The following is a 15,891-nucleotide window of genomic DNA, read 5'->3' as shown; positions in this document are numbered from 1 at the left end:
CATTAAAATTCCGTTCGCGCCTGGCGGGCCGTCAAGATCCTGGCTGCACGTGCCCGGAGTTGGCGCCATAGAGGGTGGCATCGCATTCGCGCATCATGCGCAGTGCTTCTTCCTCGGTCAGGCCAAACTTGCGCATCATGCTCCGGATTTCGGGGCCTACAGCTATTTCCACCGGTCTTGCCGCCTGGCGGGTCTTCCTGGCCTTTTTCTTGGACATCAGTACGTTTCCCGTCTTGACCGACACATGTTTCCAATCAGCCCTGGCCCGGCCTCACCGTGCTGCGCCAGACCATGGGCGCATGGCAGATCAGGCGGCTGCCAGCCTCCTCCCGCGCGCCGGTCGCGAGCCGCACGGCGCGCCTGGCGATCTCCTCGATCGGCGGCGAGAACGTCGTCAGCCGGTAAGAGGCCCAGTCGGCCTGCTCGATGTCGTCAAAACCGATGACGCAGAGATCGCGGGGTACGTTGATGCCAAACTCGTGGCGGGCCGCATCGAGAAAGCCGCACGCAATCAGGTCGGTCACGCAGAACGCCGCATCCGGCCGCTGCCGGCCGGAAAAGAGCCGCCTGGCGCCATCGGCTCCGGTGGCATAGCCGGTGCGGCCCTCGCGCCACACGGTCACCTCCAGCCCTTCCTTCTGCGCGGCGGTAAGGAAGGCGGTTTCGCGGGAGAGCAGGCTGGGCGTGCCGGCAGCCGAGGTCACCAAAGCGGGGCGGGTACAGCCGGCCCGGATGAAGGCATGCAGCGCTGCCTCTGCGGCTGCAGCGTTGTCGACACCGATATTGTGCGGGCCGTCGAAGCGGTCATCGCGATTGATCAGCACCAGCCGCTGGCCGTTCTCAAGACAGGTGCGGATCAGCAACTGCGGCGGCGAGCCGGACAGAACGATGCTCGCATCGGCGCGATAGTTCAGCGTGTTGCGCAACGCCTGGTCGACATGGTGGCTGGGGCCGGAGGTGTTGAACACCATGGCCATTTTGCCGGCGTCCCGCAGATGTTGGGTCAGCGCCTTCTGCAGGCGGGCATGATAGGGCGTGTCGCCATCGGCAACGATGAGGCAGACAATGCCGGTCGAGGCCCGCATCAGGCCGCGAGCCAGATGGTTGACGTGATAGCCGAGTTGCTCGGCCGCCAGCATCACTCGCTCGCGGGTTTCCCCGGAAACGGAAGCGCCGGGCGTGAAGGTACGTGACACGGCCGAGCGTGAAACCCCGGCGAGGTCGGCAACCTGCTGGGCGCTGGAAAATCCGGTGCGGATTCTCGGAACCGTCAAGCGAACGCTCTCGCTGCTGTTTTCGTGATTCTTTGCACGCCCGTGCAATGTAATGCAACTCTCCTGCCATTGCCACCCACCGCACTTGACAGGCATGGCGGAATGCAACAGCTTTGCACAGCCGTGCAATACAAGCGGGCTCAAGAGTGGCATCGGAGGAATACCCTGTCCATTTCGCCGAAGACGGCATTGAGGGCGCGACTGTCCGGACCGGCTGCATGAGCAGGGCGGCGGCGCATTCGAAGGCGGACCGGCTGTCCGAGGCCGAGATGGACAGGCGTGCCGAGGTCTGCCGGAAACTGCTTGTCACGGCCGGGCAACTGGCGATGGAAGGCTATGCCCGGCAGGGCGCCGTCCAGCCGGTGGCGATGAAAGGCCCGCAGGATTTTCTCACTGAAACCGACGGCAAGGTCGAGGAGCACATCCGCGCGACGCTGGCAGACGCTTTTCCGCAGGACGGGTTTTTGGGCGAGGAAGGCGGTGGCATCGGCTCTGCCCGCATGTGGGTCGTCGACCCGATCGACGGCACCGCCAATTTCATGCGCGGTATTCCGCATTTCTGCATTTCGATAGCTTTCGTCGAGGACGGCCGCAGCGAGATCGGCGGCATTGCCAATCCGGCCATCGGCGAAACGTACTTTGCCCGTCGCGGGCAGGGCGCGACGCGCAATGGCGCGCCGATCCATGTGTCGCCGACGCAAGCGTTCGACCGCGCCTTTGTCGAGTTCGGCTGGTCGCCCAGGATTCCCAATCGCGACTATCTGGACAAGGTGAGCCTTGTCTGGGCACTCGGCGCCAATGTGCGGCGCTCCGGCTCCGGAGCGCTTGGGCTGGCCTATGTGGCCGACGGCCGCTCGGATGCCTATGCCGAGCTGCACATCAATTCGTGGGACTGCCTGGCCGGATTGCTGCTGGTGGAGGAGGCCGGCGGCCGTGTGAACCGGTTCCTCGACGGCGACGGCATGGCGAAGGGCAATCCCGTGCTAGCGGCAGCACCCGGCGTTGCGGCGACATTGTCCCAGGTGATCGGAGTGCCGCTCGACGACGGGTAGATCGTTTCCAGTGAGAAGACAGGGAGGAATATCGATGAAGACATTTGACAGTAAGCAAGGCTTGCGCGCCGCCTGGCTTGGCCTTGGCGCGGCGCTGGCCTTGTTCGGATTGGCGAGTGCCGCCCAGGCGGCCGCCCGGAGCCTCACAATGTATTGCGCCGTCGACGAGGCCTGGTGCCGGGCGATGGCGACCACCTACCAGAAGGAGACGGGCGTCAGCGTCGACATGACCCGCATGAGCGCCGGCGAAATCTACGCCCGCCTCCGGGCCGAGAAGGACAATCCGCAAGCCGATATCTGGTGGGGCGGCACCGGCGACCCGCATCTGCAGGCGGCGGAAGAGGGCCTCACCCAGGAATACAAGTCGCCGCAACTGGCAAACCTGCGCGACTGGGCGCTGAAGCAGGCCGACAGGTCGAAGAACCGCACGGTCGGCATTTATCTCGGTGCGCTCGGCTACGGCTACAATGAGGAAGATCTGAAGCAGCGCGGGCTGACCGCGCCGGCGTGCTGGGCCGATCTGGTCAAGCCGGAATTCCAGGGCGAGATCGAGATGGCCGACCCGAATTCATCGGGCACGGCCTGGACCATGCTTGCCACCATCGTCCAGCTGATGGGCGAGGACAAGGCATTCGACTATCTCAAGCAGCTCAACAAGAACATCGCCGAATACACCAAGGCAGGGGCTGCGCCGGCGCTCGCCGTCGGCAAGGGCGAGACGCTGATCGGCATCTCCTTCCAGCACGACGTGATCAATGCCGCGAAACAGAACCCTGCCGTGAAGGTGGTGTCGCCTTGCGAAGGCACCGGCTTCGAGATCGGTTCGATGAGCATCGTGACGGGCGCCAAGCATGCCGAAGAGGCGCAGAAATTCTACGACTGGGCGCTGAGCCCGGACGCGCAGAAGCTCGCGGCGCCGAACGGCAGCTTCCAGATCCCGTCGAACACCGCCACGCCGGTGCCGCCCGAGGCGCCGGACCTCTCGAAGATCAAGCTGATCGACTACGACTTCGCCAAATACGGCTCGTCGGCCGAACGCAAGCGGCTGTTGAAGAAGTTCACCGACGAGGTCCGCAATGGCGGCTGAGCGCGTTCTTTCGCGCTCACTCTAGCATCTGATCGCCGGCTGCCCTTCGCGGCAGCTGGCGCACCGTCCTTTGGCAACAGAAAGACATTGAATGGCCGCGGCCGGTTCCATGGTCAGTTCCGCTCCTGGACGCAGCGCGCTCCCCTGGGTAATGGCCGCGTGGGCGAGCTTCGTGCTCTTGCCTTGGTACAAGGTCGAAGGCGGCTTCCTTTCGTTCGACTGGCTGGCACAGCCGGCGGATGCGACGCCGGCCATCATGCTGGCGCTCGGTGGCCGGCCCTGGCTGTTGCCGCTTATCCTGCCGCTTCTGCTGGCGAGCTGGCTGGTGGCGCGCAACAACCCCAAGAGCCTGGCGGTTGCAGGCGCGGCGGGCCTGCTGTGGCTGGCCATCGAAGGCTTTTCCATCATCCATTCGGGCTGGGGATTTGGCTTGCTTACCCAGGTCGCCGGCACGCCGGGACCGATACAGCCGGGGCTCGGCTGGGGTGCGGCGCTCTATGCCGTGGCGATGCTGATGTTCATCGCCGAGGCGCTCGCTGCGCGGGGATGGTGCAAGGGCGACCGTTTCGTCGTCGGCTCGCTCTCAATCGTGATTGCTTCGCTGATCCTGTTCGTCGCCTATCCGCTGCTGTCGATCCTCACCTCGGCCATCAAGGACAATGACGGCAATGTCGTGCCGGCGCTGTTCTTCGATAAGATCTTTAGCGCCAACATATGGAGCCTGCGCTGCCTCTATGGCGAGGGCTCCTGCGGCGTGGCGTGGAACACGGTGGCGATCGCAGTCCTCGTCGGCTTTTTCTGCACGGCGCTCGGCCTAGCGCTGGCGCTGATCGCGCTACGCACCAAGCTGCCGGCCAAATGGTTGCTGCGCGGCCTGTCCATCCTGCCGATCATCACGCCGCCCTTCGTCATCGGCCTGGCGCTGATCCTGCTGTTCGGCCGCGCCGGCATCGTCACCAACCTCATGTCGGTGCATCTCGGCATTCCGCGCAGCCGCTGGATCTATGGCATGGCCGGCATCACCATCGCGCAGGTGCTGGCCTTCACGCCGATCGCCTTCCTGGTTTTGGTCGGCGTGCTGCAAGGGGTCAGCCCGAGCATGGAGGAGGCGTCGCAGACCTTGCGCGCCAGCCGCTGGCGGACGTTTCGCACCGTCACCTGGCCGTTGATCCGGCCGGGCCTGGCCAGCGCCTTCCTGATCTCGTTCATCGAGAGCATGGCCGATTTCGCCAATCCGCTGGTGCTGGGAGGCAATTTCAACGTGCTGTCGACCGATATATTCTTCGCGGTGGTTGGCGCGGCGCACGACCAGGGTCGCGCGGCGGTGCTGGCGATCGTGCTGTTGATGTTCACGCTGGCAGCCTTCGTCATCCAGCGCCGCTGGATCGGCAGCCGCAGCTACGTCACCGTCGCAGGCAAGGGCGATGGCGGCGTACCGGCGACGCTGCCCAAGGCCTTGCGGATCGGCTGCTACGCCGCCGTCGTTCCGTGGCTGGTTCTGACCATCGTGGTCTACGGCATCATCCTGGGCGGCGGTTTCGTGCAATCGATCGGGCGCGACAACACGCCGACGCTCCAATATTTCCTCACCGCCTTTTCGATCGAGAAAGGCGTCAATGGCTGGTTTTTCAGCGGCTCGGCCTGGCCGTCGCTGCTGATGACCATCGGCCTTGCGCTGGTGGCGATGCCGTTCACCGCGGCGCTCGGCATCCTGACGGCCTATCTGCTCGACCGGCAGCGTTTCGCCGGGCGTACCATGTTCGAGTTCCTGGCCATGATGAGTTTCGCCATTCCCGGCACGGTGATCGGCGTCAGCTATATCCTTGCCTTCAACGTGCCGCCGGTGCAGTTGACCGGTACCGGGTTGATCATCGTCATCTCCTTCATCTTCCGTAACATGCCAGTGGCGATCCGTGCCGGGCTCGCCAATCTGGGCCAGATCGACAAGAGCCTGGACGAGGCATCGCTGACGCTTGGGGCGCGGTCTTTTGCTACCTTGCGGCGGGTGATCCTGCCGATCCTGAAGCCGGCGATCGTGACCGCGATGATCTACAGTTTCGTGCGCGCGGTGACGGCGGTCAGCGCCGTCATCTTCCTGGCGAGCGGCCGGTTCAACCTTGCCACGGTGTACATTGTCGGGCGCGCAGATGTCGGCGAATACGGCATCGCGATTGTCTATTCGGCGGTGATGATCGTCGTCATGATGGTCATCCTGATCGGCATCCAGCTGCTGGTCGGCGAACGCCGGCTCGGCCGGCGCCGGCCTGGTCCGGAAGCCGTTGTGGCAGCAATCTGATGGGGAGAAGCGGCGTGGATCAGACGGCGAAGACTGCTGCCCCGGTTGCGACGGACAGGCCAGCGGTGCGGTTCGAGGGCGTCACCAAGAAATATGGCGCGGTGATCGCCGTCGACAACGTCAGCTTCGACATCGCGCCGGCCAGCCTGGTGACGCTGCTCGGGCCCTCGGGTTGCGGCAAGACCACGACGCTCAGGCTGATCGCCGGGCTGGAACAGACCAGCACCGGGCGCATCCTGATCGACGACAAGGACGTCACCTTGCTGTCCGCCGCCGAGCGCGATGTCTCCATGGTGTTCCAGTCCTATGCGCTGTTTCCGCATATGAACGTGATGGAGAATGTTAGCTACGGCCTGCGGGCGATGGGGCTTGGCAAGGCGCAGGCAGCCGAGCGCGCCGCCGAAAAGCTGTCGCTTGTCGGCCTGTCCGGCTACGAGAAGCGCCAGCCGAGCGAATTGTCCGGCGGCCAGCAGCAGCGCGTCGCGGTGGCGCGCGCCATCGTACTGGAGCCGAAGGTGCTGCTGTTCGACGAGCCGCTGTCCAATCTCGACGCCAAGCTGCGCCGGCGGGTGCGCGACGAAATCCGCGGCCTGCAGCAAGATCTGGCGCTGACCATGGTCTATGTCACGCATGACCAGGAAGAGGCGCTCGCCGTCTCCGACCGCATCATCGTCATGAACGCCGCTCGCGTCGCCCAGGACGGCACGCCGCGCGACCTCTACAACGAGCCGACCAACCGTTTCATCGCCGACTTTATGGGCGACGCCAATCTGCTCGACGTCGAGGTGCTTTCCAGCAATGCGACCAGTGCAAGGGTCAAGGTCGGACCCTTGCTGCTCGACATGCCGGGTCGCGGTAACGCTCCGGGACCGGCGATGCTCGCTGTGCGCCCGAATGCCGTGCGAATCTTGCCCGGCCAGCCAGCGGGCACCATGAAGGGCCAGGTGGTCAAGAGCTCGTATCTCGGCGACCACATGGAATACCGGATCGCGATCAGCGATCCGGCGGTCGAACTGTTCGCGACATCGCCTGATGTCACACCCGCCGTGGCGGAAGGGACGATGGTCGGGATCGATTTCGATCCGGCGAAGATCGTGCTGATCAAAGACAATTGAACGCGCCGGGAAAACCGTTGCACACTTTCCCGGCGTTGCTTGGTGACGTTACAACAGGCGGCGACCAGGGATTAGCGACCCAGTTTTGCCTTGGGTTTAGAATCGTTGTTTTTGCATGCTCGCCTATTTGCGAGCCTGAGGGTCACCAGGGCGCATCGACCGAACTCAAACGAGCTTTTCCAGCGTGATCGGAAGGCTTCGAATGCGTTTGCCGGTCGCGTGGAAGACGGCATTACCGATCGCAGGTGCGACCCCTACGACACCGATCTCGCCGACGCCTTTGCCGCCAAGAGCGGTTGCCTGCATGTCCGGAATTCCAACCGAAATCACCTGGATGTCGGGCACATCGGCGTTAACCGGGACGGCATAGTCGGCAAAATTCGCGTTGATGGTGCGCCCGTCTCGCTGGTCGACGTAACCTTCTTCCAGGAGAGCCTGCCCGAGACCCATGACCATACCGCCGATCCACTGGCTTTCCGCAAGCTTCGGATTGAAGATCCTGCCGCTATCGAATGCCGAGACCATGCGCTTGACGCGGATCGTGCCAAAATCCTCATCGATCCGAACTTCCACGAAATGCGCACACCAGCTATGGGCCGAGACGCCTCCTTCCACAGCGCCCTTCAACTGTGCAAAACTGCGGTCAGCTCCGTTCTTCATCTCCTCGGTGGCGCCGGGAGCAAAGGTGTTACCCTCGATTTCCAGTTTGTCTTTGCCCACTGCCTTCAAGAGTTCCGCGATGCCGATACCGCCGTTCGGCCGTCGGGTCGGTTGCACCGAGCCGTTTTCGAACGTGAGGTCAGTCGCCTTCGAGGCTGCCAGCGGCGACTTCGGATCGGATGCGGCAAGCGCCAGCAAGGCGTCCCGTGCATTCCTGGCCGCCTTGTCCACCGCTCCCGTCAGGTTGTTGGCCTGCTGGGAACCGCCTGCGAGCGCCGATCTGGGGAGGAGGGTATCGCCCAGCCGCACCGCGACTGTCTCAACAGGAACGCCCAATGCGTCAGCCGCTGTCTGGGCGAGAATGGTATAGGTCCCCGTTCCCATGTCGGTGCCCGCGCTGAGGACTTCGATCTGTCCACTGGCATGGAGTACGATCTTGGCTTCGCTCGCGGTACGGATCATGGGGTATGACCCGGCGGCCATTCCATAACCGATCAACTCGCGGCCTTCGCGCATCGAGCGAGGGGCCGGGTTCCGGTTCCACCAGCCGAAGGCTTCCGCGCCCACGGCATAGGCTTCGCGTAACTGTCGAGTGCTCCACTTCATCCCATTGCTGGGATCCGTCTCCGCCCAGTTGGCAAGGCGCAGCGTGACCGGATCCATGCTGAGCGCGTACGCCAGCTCGTCGATCGCGCTTTCCACAGCATAGGCACTGGGGTTTTCGCCGGGGCCCCGTTTCCAGCCGGGCTGGACCGTATTGACCGGGACGACGTTGAGACGTGAAGAAAAGTTCGGCGTCGCATACATGATCTTCGTCACATTGTTGCAAGCCTCGATATGGACTTCGTCAATCGCCGTCTCGTTCCAGCTCTCATGGACGATCGAGCTTATCTTTCCGTCCTTCGAGGCTCCGATTGAGAGTGTCTGCCGTGTCGCCGGTCGGCCGCCAAGGCCGGTAAAGGTCTGCGGCCGCGTGAGAGAAACCTTGATCGGCCTGCCCAGTTTCCGCGAGGCCGCGCAAGCCAGCCCCACATGCGGATGTGCCCCGATCTTGGACCCGAACCCACCGCCGACATAGGGCGAGATCACCCGCACATTCTCGATGTCGATGCCGAGCCATTCCGACACGACGCTCCGTGCCCCGCCAACCCACTGGCTGGGCTCCCAGACGGTGATTTTCCCGTTGTCCCAGGAAGCGATGCACGCATGCGGCTCCATCGGCACATTGTATTCGCGTGACGTCGTGTAAGTGACGTCTACCTTGACCTCGGCATTGGCCAACGCTGTCGCCGCATCGCCCCACGCGGCACCCATCTCATCGATGGGCTGCGCTTTTGCCTTGGGATCGTTGATGTCGAGAATAGGGTCGCCGTCCTCGTATTCGACCTTGAGAAGGCTTGCCGCTTCCGTTGCCTGTTCAAAGGTTTCTGCGACCACGAGCGCGATATGCATGCCGTTGAAACGGACCACATCGTCTTGAATTGGGGTAAATTCCTCGGTCGCTCCGCCGCCCTTGCTGTAGACGGTCGGCTTGTTGAGCTTCAGGGAATTCTGCGCGGTGTAGACATCCAGGACACCCGGTAGAGCCTTGGCGGCGGACGTATCGATACTGACGATACGCCCTGCCGGCCGCGTCGATTGGACAGTTACGCCATAGGCCAGGTTCTTCAGCTTCTGCTCGATCGCATAGCGAGCCTGCCCGGTGACTTTCAACGGGCCTTCGGCGCGGGAAAGCCTGGCACCGAGAGCTGGCGCCTTGGCGGGGACGGTCTCAGCCGCAGCGGCTTTTGACGAGAGATCGACAGCGGCGCCAGCGACAGCGGCTACGCCGGCGCCGAGCTTCAAGACGGTGCGGCGGTTGAGTTCGAACGCGTTACCATGTGTCATGCGATACCTCCTACCGTCATCAGGGCGCGGGCCACGACCTTCGGTGCCAGTTCAATCTTGAATGCGTTGTGTCCGCTCGACTTCGCGCCGTCGCCGGCGGCTGACGAGGCGCTACGAAGCGTCGCCTCGTCGAGCGTCTTTCCCTTGAGCAAATTTTCGACGGCGCGCAGGCGCCAGGGCTTGGTGGCGAGGCCGCCGACCGCAATGCGTACTTCGCGAATTGTCTTGCCATCGGCTTCCAATTCGATCCCGACAGCGGCGCTGGCCGCGGCGAACTCGTACGACGCGCGATCCCGGACCTTGAGATAGTGCGAGCGTTCCAGGGCTGCCGAACGCGGGATCTCGATCCCGACGACCATCTCGCCGGCCGACAGCTCATGCTCAAGGTGCGGGGTATCGCCAGGGAGAAGGAAGAATTCGTCGACGGGAATTTTGCGTTCGGAAGCTCCCCGGATGATGACCGTGGCGTCGAATGCCACCAGGGAAACCGCAAAATCTCCGGGGTAGATTGCTATGCACGCGTCGCTCGTGCCGAGCACCGCGTGGTTGCGGTTGACGCCCTCAAGGGCAGCGCATCCGGAACCAGGATTGCGCTTGTTGCAGTTCGAATAAGCGCCCGCGTCCCGGAAGTAGGTGCAACGGGTTCGCTGCATCAAGTTTCCACCGATGGACGCCATGTTGCGCAGCTGTGCCGAGGCAGCGCGCCACAGGCTTTCGGAAAGCACCGGCGCAGCCTGCTTGATATCGGCGTGGTCGGCGACCTTGCTCATCTTGGCGAGCGCACCGATGCGAATGGCATCCGCCGATACCTCGATCGTGTCCAGGCCGGGAAGGCGCGTGATGTCGACCACCCGCGCAGGACGCTCGACATTCAGCTTCATGAGGTCAAGAAGCGTGGTCCCACCGGCGAGAAATCTTGTCTCTGGCTTGGTAGCCTCGGCAAGCGCCCTCGCGGCATCTTTGGCGCGGAGATACTCGAAAGGTCTCATAGTGCTGCCTCCTTCTTCAGGCGGCTGGCGGCATCGCGCACCGCGGCGACGATATGGGGGTAAGCGCCGCACCGGCAGATGTTGCCGCTCATGTATTCGCGGATGTCCTCGTCCGTATCGGCGTGGCCCTCACGAATGCATGCAACGGCCGACATGATCTGACCGGGGGTGCAATAGCCGCACTGGAATGCATCGTGCTCGATGAACGCGGTCTGGACTGCGTGCATCACGCCGTCGGCAGCCTGGAGGCCCTCGATCGTCGTGACCTGACGGCCTTCGACCTGGGCCGCCAGTGTCAGGCAGCTCAATACCCGCTCGCCGTCGACGTGGACGGTACAGGCGCCGCACTGCCCATGATCACAGCCTTTTTTCGTGCCGGGCAGGTTGGCATGCTCGCGTAGTGCGTCCAGCAGAGTCACGCGTACATCAAGATTGAACTGGTGGCGCCGGCTGTTGATGTCCAAGGCTAGCTGTCGGGGCTCTGGCATGTCGTCTCCTCGGTGGCGGGCGGGATTGGGACTTCTCGCGAAATCGATCGGACCGACGAAGCCTACGGCATCGGTCGGAAAGGGACGTCTATTCGAAGGCCTGTCATTGGCCGGTTGCCTAAGGGTCAACCCCTCAGGAGAGCACGGACGCGACATCCGAATTAGCCCTCAAAATTCGCATGAGCCTATCGACGGCGCTCATAAATAGACCTGCGACGACGGCAGTGCTGAATGCGACGTTCAGCTGTCGAAGGCCAGCGACCCGGATAGCTCCTCATGGGCATCGACCTGCTGCTGCAGCAGAGCGAGTTTCTGCCTGACCATTGCAAGAGCATCGGCGCCGGCGATGAACCGACGGGGCAACTCCGGCTTGTCGACCAGAGTGATCAACGCCTGCGCGAGTTTCGCGGGGTCGCCGACTTGCTGGCCGTTCGCGGCTTTCCAACCCGTTATCTGCTGGGCGCGACGTTCGCTGTAATCGCTGACGAATGACGGAGCATATTGTGTGGATTCGTCCGTCAGCAGCTCCGTGCGGAAAAACCCGGGGTTCACGATCATCGTTTCAATGCCGAACGGCGCCACCTCGGCTTGCAGTGACTCGATCCAGCCATCAACGCCGAACTTTGCCGCGGCGTATGCAGAACAGAACTCAAAGCCGACCAGGCCTGCCGTCGATGAGATGGCAATGACCTTGCCAGAACCCTGCGCGCGCATGACCGGCAGGACTGCGCGCGTGACGTTCATGGCGCCGGTCAGGGTGGACGCGAGCTGAAGTTCGATATGGGCCGGAGTCAGGTCCTCGAAATAGCCGGCATAGAAGCCCGCGGCATTGTTGACGAGCACGTCGAGGCGACCAAAGCGGTCCAGGGTTGCCTTCACCGCGGCGTCGGCGTCGGCCGGCTTGGTCACGTCCAACGTGACGACCAAAAGATTGTCCGACTGCCCGATCCCCTTGGCGACCCGATCTGGGTTACGACCGGTCGCAACGACCTTATCGCCGATGGCCAGGGCCGCTTTGGCAAAGTCGAGGCCCATGCCTCGCCCTGCGCCGGTGATCATCCATACTCTACTCATAGTCGTATCCTTCCTGGTCGGTATCTTTCAGTTTATGCCGCGTTGGCTTGGCACGTCCGTCTCAGCGTTTCGTTGTCTGCCAGGTGACATAGGGAATAGGACTCGATACGATTAGCCTCTATAATCTGCATGAAGTTAGAAATGGGATTGATAAATGAGGCGCGGAGATTTCAGCGAGCTGGCAGTCTTCATCGCCGTAGCAGAGGCGGGCAGCTTCACGCGCGCCGCAGCAAAGCTTGGTCTATCGCAGTCGGCGCTCAGCTACGCTGTCAGAACGCTGGAACAGCGCATCGGAGTCCGGCTGATCTCACGCACCACCCGCAGCCTGTCCGTGACGGTAGCTGGAGAGCGCTTGCTGCGAAGCCTGCGACCGGCCTTCGATCACATCGAAAGCGAGATCGCCGCCGTCGCCGCCCTGCGCGACAAGCCCACTGGCCTCATTCGCCTGACGACATTCCGGTATGCTGCCAAATCAGTACTGTGGCCCGTCATCGCCAGACTCCTTCTGGAGTATCCGGATATCGAAGTAGAATTGAGCCTGGACGAAGGTCTGGTTGACATCGTTGCAAACAAATTCGACGCCGGTATCCGGATCGGCGAGCAGGTCCAGAAGGACATGGTGGCAGTAAGGATCGGCCCGGACCTGCGTATGGCGGTAGTTGGATCACCGTCGTATTTTGCAACCCGAACGGTTCCAAAGACACCGCGCGAACTTGGGGAACACAAAGGCATCAGCTACCGTCAGAAGACCGGCGGCGGGCTCTTTGCCTGGGAGTTCGAAAAACGCGGTGAGGAACTTGAAGTCAGGATGAATGGCCCACTCATTATCAATGACGGGGAAATGCTGGAGGCTGCGGCCCTCGACGGGCTCGGACTAGCATTCACATTTGAAAGCCAGGTCGCTCCGTTCGTCGCAGACGGACGCCTGATCCGGGTGCTGGAAGACTGGTGCCAACCCTTCCCGGGCTATCACCTCTATTATCCCAGCCGACGCCAGCACACTGCAGCGTTCGCTCTTCTTGTGGAGGCACTCCGTCTCAAGGCGTGACGGAAGGGCGAAAACACGCCGCTCTAACTTGGCAAAGTGAGTTATCCCTCCCTCATCAGCACAATTTTCGGGCATCCAATCGATTCCTCCGTCGCAACTTATCCCTTACGACTGCGTCGCGGTGGCCGTCCGATTCCGAGCCTTGAAGCTGCCAGTCGCTTCCGGCCCCTAATGCGGTCATTCCCTGATGCAGGTTGAGATGGCCTCGTGCTGGCAGTGGCTGACAACTTTTAGGCAAAGCGGATCCTTCTTGTAATGCGGCCCGCCATGATGAGGATGTCGGGCTCTTTGCTGCTTCTGCTCTATCTCTAAATTAGGATGCCTTCTCGCCGTCACGTGGCTGGATCAGCCTGCGCGCGGCATCTGCTCCTGCCGCAAGGAAGCGATCCGACAATTCGGTCCCTGCCACCGCGCGGGCCAGTTGAAGCGCGCCGATGAGGGTCGCAAAGACGCCCATGGCAACGCCTTCCGGATCCCTGGCCTGCGGAAGCGCTGCAGACAGCTGACGCACCAGAACCAGCAAGCGTTCGGTATAGACTTGGCGCGTTTCGGGCGGCTGACGCGCGAGTTCCGGGAGCAGCGCGGCGTTGGCGCAGCCCGTTCCCGGGTTGTCCCGGTGCGCAGCTGACAGATACGCCGCTATGCCCATCTCCGGACCACCGGCGGCCAATACCTCCTGCAGTTGCTGCACCTGGCTCTCCAGTGCCGCTACAAGGCTTTCACGCACGAGCTCCGCCTTGGACTGGAAATGCGGATAGAAGGCTCCGTTCGTCAGTCCGGCGTCGCCCATAATGGCTGCCAGTCCGGACGCGGCGATGCCGTCACCGCGAAAACGCTGGGCTGCGACCTCCACGATGCGATCGCGGGAGGCGTCCTTTCGGCCCTTTTCGTAGCGCATGGCTGCTATTCCTTTCTGCTATTGCATTACGGTTGTAATTTGATATTATGATCATAATTCAACCAGCGAACGAAAGCTAGCCCCAGTGGCTTTGGAGCATAAAAAATGAATGCGAACTCTGGAAAGACCGCAGTCGTGACCGGAGCCTCTTCGGGCATCGGCCGCGCCAGTGCCGAGGCCTTGGCGCGGGCGGGGTATACCGTCTTCGGGACAAGCCGCAGCAAGGCCGGCAACGGCCCGGCTAAGGTGTCCATGCTGACCTGCGACGTGACCGACGGGGAGTCCGTCAGCGCCCTCGTTGCAACCGTGCTGGCCCAGACCGGCCGCATCGACCTCTTGGTCAACAATGCCGGTGTCGGCCTGCTTGGCGGCGCCGAGGAATCTTCGGTCGCACAGGTGCAGGTTCTGTTCGACGTCAATCTGTTCGGCGTCATGCGCATGACCAATGCGGTGTTGCCGTCGATGCGGCGCCGCGGCCAAGGGCGCATCGTCAACATCGGCTCGATTCTAGGATTGGTGCCCGCGCCATACTCAGCGCACTACTCGGCGGTCAAGCACGCGCTGGAGGGCTATTCGGAGTCGCTCGATCATGAGGTTCGCGCCTTCAACATTCGCGTCTCGGTCATCGAGCCGGCATTCGTGCGCACCGTCTTCGACCAGAACGGCATCGAGCCGGATTCCCTGTTGAAGGACTACGATCAGGCGCGCGCCGGTCTCAAGGCGCTGCTTGCCGATGTGATGCCCAAAGCCGATCGGCCGGAAGTGGTGGCGGATGTGGTCGTCAAGGCAGCGACCGACGCCCGTCCGCGACGGCGCTATACCGCAGGGAAGGCAGCGCGCCAGGTCAGCCTGCTGCGCCGCTTCGCCCCCGCGGGGATGTTCGACAAGACCTTGCGCAAGCAGTTCCGCTTGCCGGTCTGAACAACGGCGGGACGGAGAATTTCACGCACAAACGGCACACCAACAGGCACTTCAGAAAGTCACTGCCATGAAGGCATTCGTTGTCGACAAATATAACAAGAAAGGCATTTTGCGGCTGGCCGAGATGCCGGAGCCGGAACTGCTGGACAATGACGTCCTGGTCGAGGTCCATGCCGCAGGAGTGAACCTGCTGGATTCCAAAATCAGAACCGGTGAATTCAAACTCATCCTTCCCTATCGCCGGCCCTTCATTCTCGGTCACGACGTGGCTGGAAGGGTTGTCAGGGTGGGCTCGAAAGTCCGCAAATTCAAACCCGGCGACGCCGTCTATGCGCGGCCGCGCGACGGCCGGATCGGGACATTCGCCGAATTCATCGCAATCGATGAAGCCGACGTGGCGCTGAAGCCGGCGAACCTCAGCATGGAAGAGGCGGCCTCGATCCCGCTGGTCGGTCTGACCGCCTGGCAGGCTCTCATCGAGAGGGCGGGTCTGAAGACAGGCCAGAAGATCTTCATCCAGGCTGGCTCCGGCGGCGTGGGGACATTCGCCATCCAGTTGGCAAAGCATCTCGGCGCGATCGTTGCGACAACAGCGGGCGCGGCAAGCAACGATCTGGTCAGGGATCTCGGTGCCGATGTCGTCGTCGACTACAGGAAGGACGACTTCGAGAAAATCCTGTCGGGCTACGACGTCGTCCTGAACAGCCAGGACGCCAAGACGCTTGAGAAATCCCTGACTGTGCTGAAACCGGGTGGGAAGCTCATCTCGATTTCCGGTCCTCCGGATCCCGAATTTGCCAGGAAACAGGGACTGAACGTGGTGCTAAGGCTGCTGCTGCGGCTGCTGAGCCGTGGTATCAGGACCAAAGCCAAGCGCCGGGGCGTGGGATTTTCGTTCCTGTTCATGTCGGCGCAAGGTGAGCAACTGAGCAAAATCACGTCCCTCATCGAAGATGGGGCGATTCGCCCGGTCGTCGACAGGGTCTTTCCTTTTGAAGCGACCAATGAGGCGCTGGCTTACGTCGAAACAGGACGCGCCAAGGGCAAGGTCGTCGTCAAGGTCAGATAGCGCGCCCAGTTGCTTTGGGGCATTTGAGAGACA

At 62.5% G+C, this 15,891-nt stretch carries 14 protein-coding genes; 7 read left to right on the top strand and 7 right to left on the bottom strand.

Annotation, left to right across the window (positions count from 1 at the left end):
- Positions 1 to 31: 31 nt before the first annotated feature.
- Together NKJ75_RS15190 and NKJ75_RS15185 are read right to left on the bottom strand one after the other, a co-directional pair.
- Positions 32 to 217, bottom strand: coding sequence for a hypothetical protein (locus NKJ75_RS15190; protein WP_023684018.1), 186 nt, complete (start codon positions 215 to 217; stop codon positions 32 to 34).
- Positions 218 to 254: 37 nt separating this feature from the next.
- The gene (locus NKJ75_RS15185; RefSeq protein WP_031195645.1) at positions 255 to 1,274 is read right to left on the bottom strand and encodes a LacI family DNA-binding transcriptional regulator; all 1,020 of its coding nucleotides are present in this window, start codon (positions 1,272 to 1,274) and stop codon (positions 255 to 257) included.
- A gap of 218 nt (positions 1,275 to 1,492) precedes the next feature.
- On the opposite strand from NKJ75_RS15185, the gene NKJ75_RS15180 reads away from it, so the two are divergent.
- The 4 genes from NKJ75_RS15180 (at position 1,493) to NKJ75_RS15165 (ending at position 6,824) form a co-directional block, all read left to right on the top strand.
- Positions 1,493 to 2,326 (top strand): inositol monophosphatase family protein, encoded by an 834-nt coding sequence (locus tag NKJ75_RS15180; RefSeq protein ID WP_023806515.1) that lies wholly within the window; start codon positions 1,493 to 1,495, stop codon positions 2,324 to 2,326.
- A gap of 61 nt (positions 2,327 to 2,387) precedes the next feature.
- Positions 2,388 to 3,413 carry an ABC transporter substrate-binding protein gene (locus NKJ75_RS15175; protein ID WP_023806516.1) on the top strand — a complete coding sequence of 342 codons (1,026 nt, stop codon included), beginning with the start codon at positions 2,388 to 2,390 and terminating at the stop codon, positions 3,411 to 3,413.
- Between the two features lie 91 nt (positions 3,414 to 3,504).
- The gene (locus tag NKJ75_RS15170) at positions 3,505 to 5,709 is read left to right on the top strand and encodes an ABC transporter permease (RefSeq protein ID WP_352499889.1); all 2,205 of its coding nucleotides are present in this window, start codon (positions 3,505 to 3,507) and stop codon (positions 5,707 to 5,709) included.
- A gap of 14 nt (positions 5,710 to 5,723) precedes the next feature.
- Positions 5,724 to 6,824: an ABC transporter ATP-binding protein gene (locus NKJ75_RS15165; protein WP_352499888.1), complete on the top strand. Its 1,101-nt coding sequence runs from the start codon at positions 5,724 to 5,726 to the stop codon at positions 6,822 to 6,824.
- A gap of 165 nt (positions 6,825 to 6,989) precedes the next feature.
- On the opposite strand, the gene NKJ75_RS15160 is transcribed toward NKJ75_RS15165, so the two are convergent.
- The 4 genes from NKJ75_RS15160 to NKJ75_RS15145 all read right to left on the bottom strand — a co-directional run bounded on the left by NKJ75_RS15160 (position 6,990) and on the right by NKJ75_RS15145 (position 11,922).
- Complete coding sequence (locus NKJ75_RS15160) at positions 6,990 to 9,371, bottom strand: xanthine dehydrogenase family protein molybdopterin-binding subunit (RefSeq protein WP_352499887.1); 2,382 nt, start codon at positions 9,369 to 9,371, stop codon at positions 6,990 to 6,992.
- The gene (locus NKJ75_RS15155) at positions 9,368 to 10,360 is read right to left on the bottom strand and encodes an FAD binding domain-containing protein (RefSeq protein ID WP_352499886.1); all 993 of its coding nucleotides are present in this window, start codon (positions 10,358 to 10,360) and stop codon (positions 9,368 to 9,370) included. Before NKJ75_RS15155 ends, NKJ75_RS15160 begins: the two co-directional genes overlap by 4 nt.
- Complete coding sequence (locus NKJ75_RS15150; protein WP_023730815.1) at positions 10,357 to 10,848, bottom strand: (2Fe-2S)-binding protein; 492 nt, start codon at positions 10,846 to 10,848, stop codon at positions 10,357 to 10,359. Before NKJ75_RS15150 ends, NKJ75_RS15155 begins: the two co-directional genes overlap by 4 nt.
- A gap of 240 nt (positions 10,849 to 11,088) precedes the next feature.
- Positions 11,089 to 11,922: an SDR family oxidoreductase gene (locus tag NKJ75_RS15145; protein ID WP_352499885.1), complete on the bottom strand. Its 834-nt coding sequence runs from the start codon at positions 11,920 to 11,922 to the stop codon at positions 11,089 to 11,091.
- Between the two features lie 154 nt (positions 11,923 to 12,076).
- On the opposite strand from NKJ75_RS15145, the gene NKJ75_RS15140 reads away from it, so the two are divergent.
- Positions 12,077 to 12,970 carry a LysR family transcriptional regulator gene (locus NKJ75_RS15140; RefSeq protein ID WP_352499884.1) on the top strand — a complete coding sequence of 298 codons (894 nt, stop codon included), beginning with the start codon at positions 12,077 to 12,079 and terminating at the stop codon, positions 12,968 to 12,970.
- A 313-nt stretch (positions 12,971 to 13,283) separates the two neighbouring features.
- Here the strand turns inward: NKJ75_RS15140 and NKJ75_RS15135 are convergent, their stop codons facing one another.
- Positions 13,284 to 13,868 carry a TetR/AcrR family transcriptional regulator gene (locus NKJ75_RS15135; RefSeq protein WP_023736996.1) on the bottom strand — a complete coding sequence of 195 codons (585 nt, stop codon included), beginning with the start codon at positions 13,866 to 13,868 and terminating at the stop codon, positions 13,284 to 13,286.
- A gap of 105 nt (positions 13,869 to 13,973) precedes the next feature.
- Between NKJ75_RS15135 and NKJ75_RS15130 the strand changes: the two genes are divergently transcribed.
- Both NKJ75_RS15130 and NKJ75_RS15125 read left to right on the top strand, forming a co-directional pair.
- Entirely contained in the window at positions 13,974 to 14,789 is an 816-nt protein-coding gene (locus tag NKJ75_RS15130; protein ID WP_023727313.1) for an oxidoreductase, read from the top strand.
- Between the two features lie 67 nt (positions 14,790 to 14,856).
- Entirely contained in the window at positions 14,857 to 15,858 is a 1,002-nt protein-coding gene (locus NKJ75_RS15125; RefSeq protein WP_023736995.1) for an NADP-dependent oxidoreductase, read from the top strand.
- The last annotated feature ends 33 nt before the right edge of the window (positions 15,859 to 15,891 follow it).

The organism is Mesorhizobium sp. M0058 (assembly GCF_040323095.1).
Taxonomy (GTDB): domain Bacteria; phylum Pseudomonadota; class Alphaproteobacteria; order Rhizobiales; family Rhizobiaceae; genus Mesorhizobium.
This window is presented reverse-complemented; position numbering and strand designations above follow the sequence as displayed.

What these genes read in the sequence shown, in the direction of transcription:
- NKJ75_RS15190 (WP_023684018.1), bottom strand. Translation starts at nt 217, where the DNA reads ATGTCCAAGAAAAAGGCCAGGAAGACCCGCCAGGCGGCAAGACCGGTG.
- NKJ75_RS15180 (WP_023806515.1), top strand. Translation starts at nt 1,493, where the DNA reads ATGAGCAGGGCGGCGGCGCATTCGAAGGCGGACCGGCTGTCCGAGGCC.
- NKJ75_RS15170 (WP_352499889.1), top strand. Translation starts at nt 3,505, where the DNA reads ATGGCCGCGGCCGGTTCCATGGTCAGTTCCGCTCCTGGACGCAGCGCG.
- NKJ75_RS15160 (WP_352499887.1), bottom strand. Translation starts at nt 9,371, where the DNA reads ATGACACATGGTAACGCGTTCGAACTCAACCGCCGCACCGTCTTGAAG.
- NKJ75_RS15155 (WP_352499886.1), bottom strand. Translation starts at nt 10,360, where the DNA reads ATGAGACCTTTCGAGTATCTCCGCGCCAAAGATGCCGCGAGGGCGCTT.
- NKJ75_RS15150 (WP_023730815.1), bottom strand. Translation starts at nt 10,848, where the DNA reads ATGCCAGAGCCCCGACAGCTAGCCTTGGACATCAACAGCCGGCGCCAC.
- NKJ75_RS15145 (WP_352499885.1), bottom strand. Translation starts at nt 11,922, where the DNA reads ATGAGTAGAGTATGGATGATCACCGGCGCAGGGCGAGGCATGGGCCTC.
- NKJ75_RS15140 (WP_352499884.1), top strand. Translation starts at nt 12,077, where the DNA reads ATGAGGCGCGGAGATTTCAGCGAGCTGGCAGTCTTCATCGCCGTAGCA.
- NKJ75_RS15135 (WP_023736996.1), bottom strand. Translation starts at nt 13,868, where the DNA reads ATGCGCTACGAAAAGGGCCGAAAGGACGCCTCCCGCGATCGCATCGTG.
- NKJ75_RS15130 (WP_023727313.1), top strand. Translation starts at nt 13,974, where the DNA reads ATGAATGCGAACTCTGGAAAGACCGCAGTCGTGACCGGAGCCTCTTCG.
- NKJ75_RS15125 (WP_023736995.1), top strand. Translation starts at nt 14,857, where the DNA reads ATGAAGGCATTCGTTGTCGACAAATATAACAAGAAAGGCATTTTGCGG.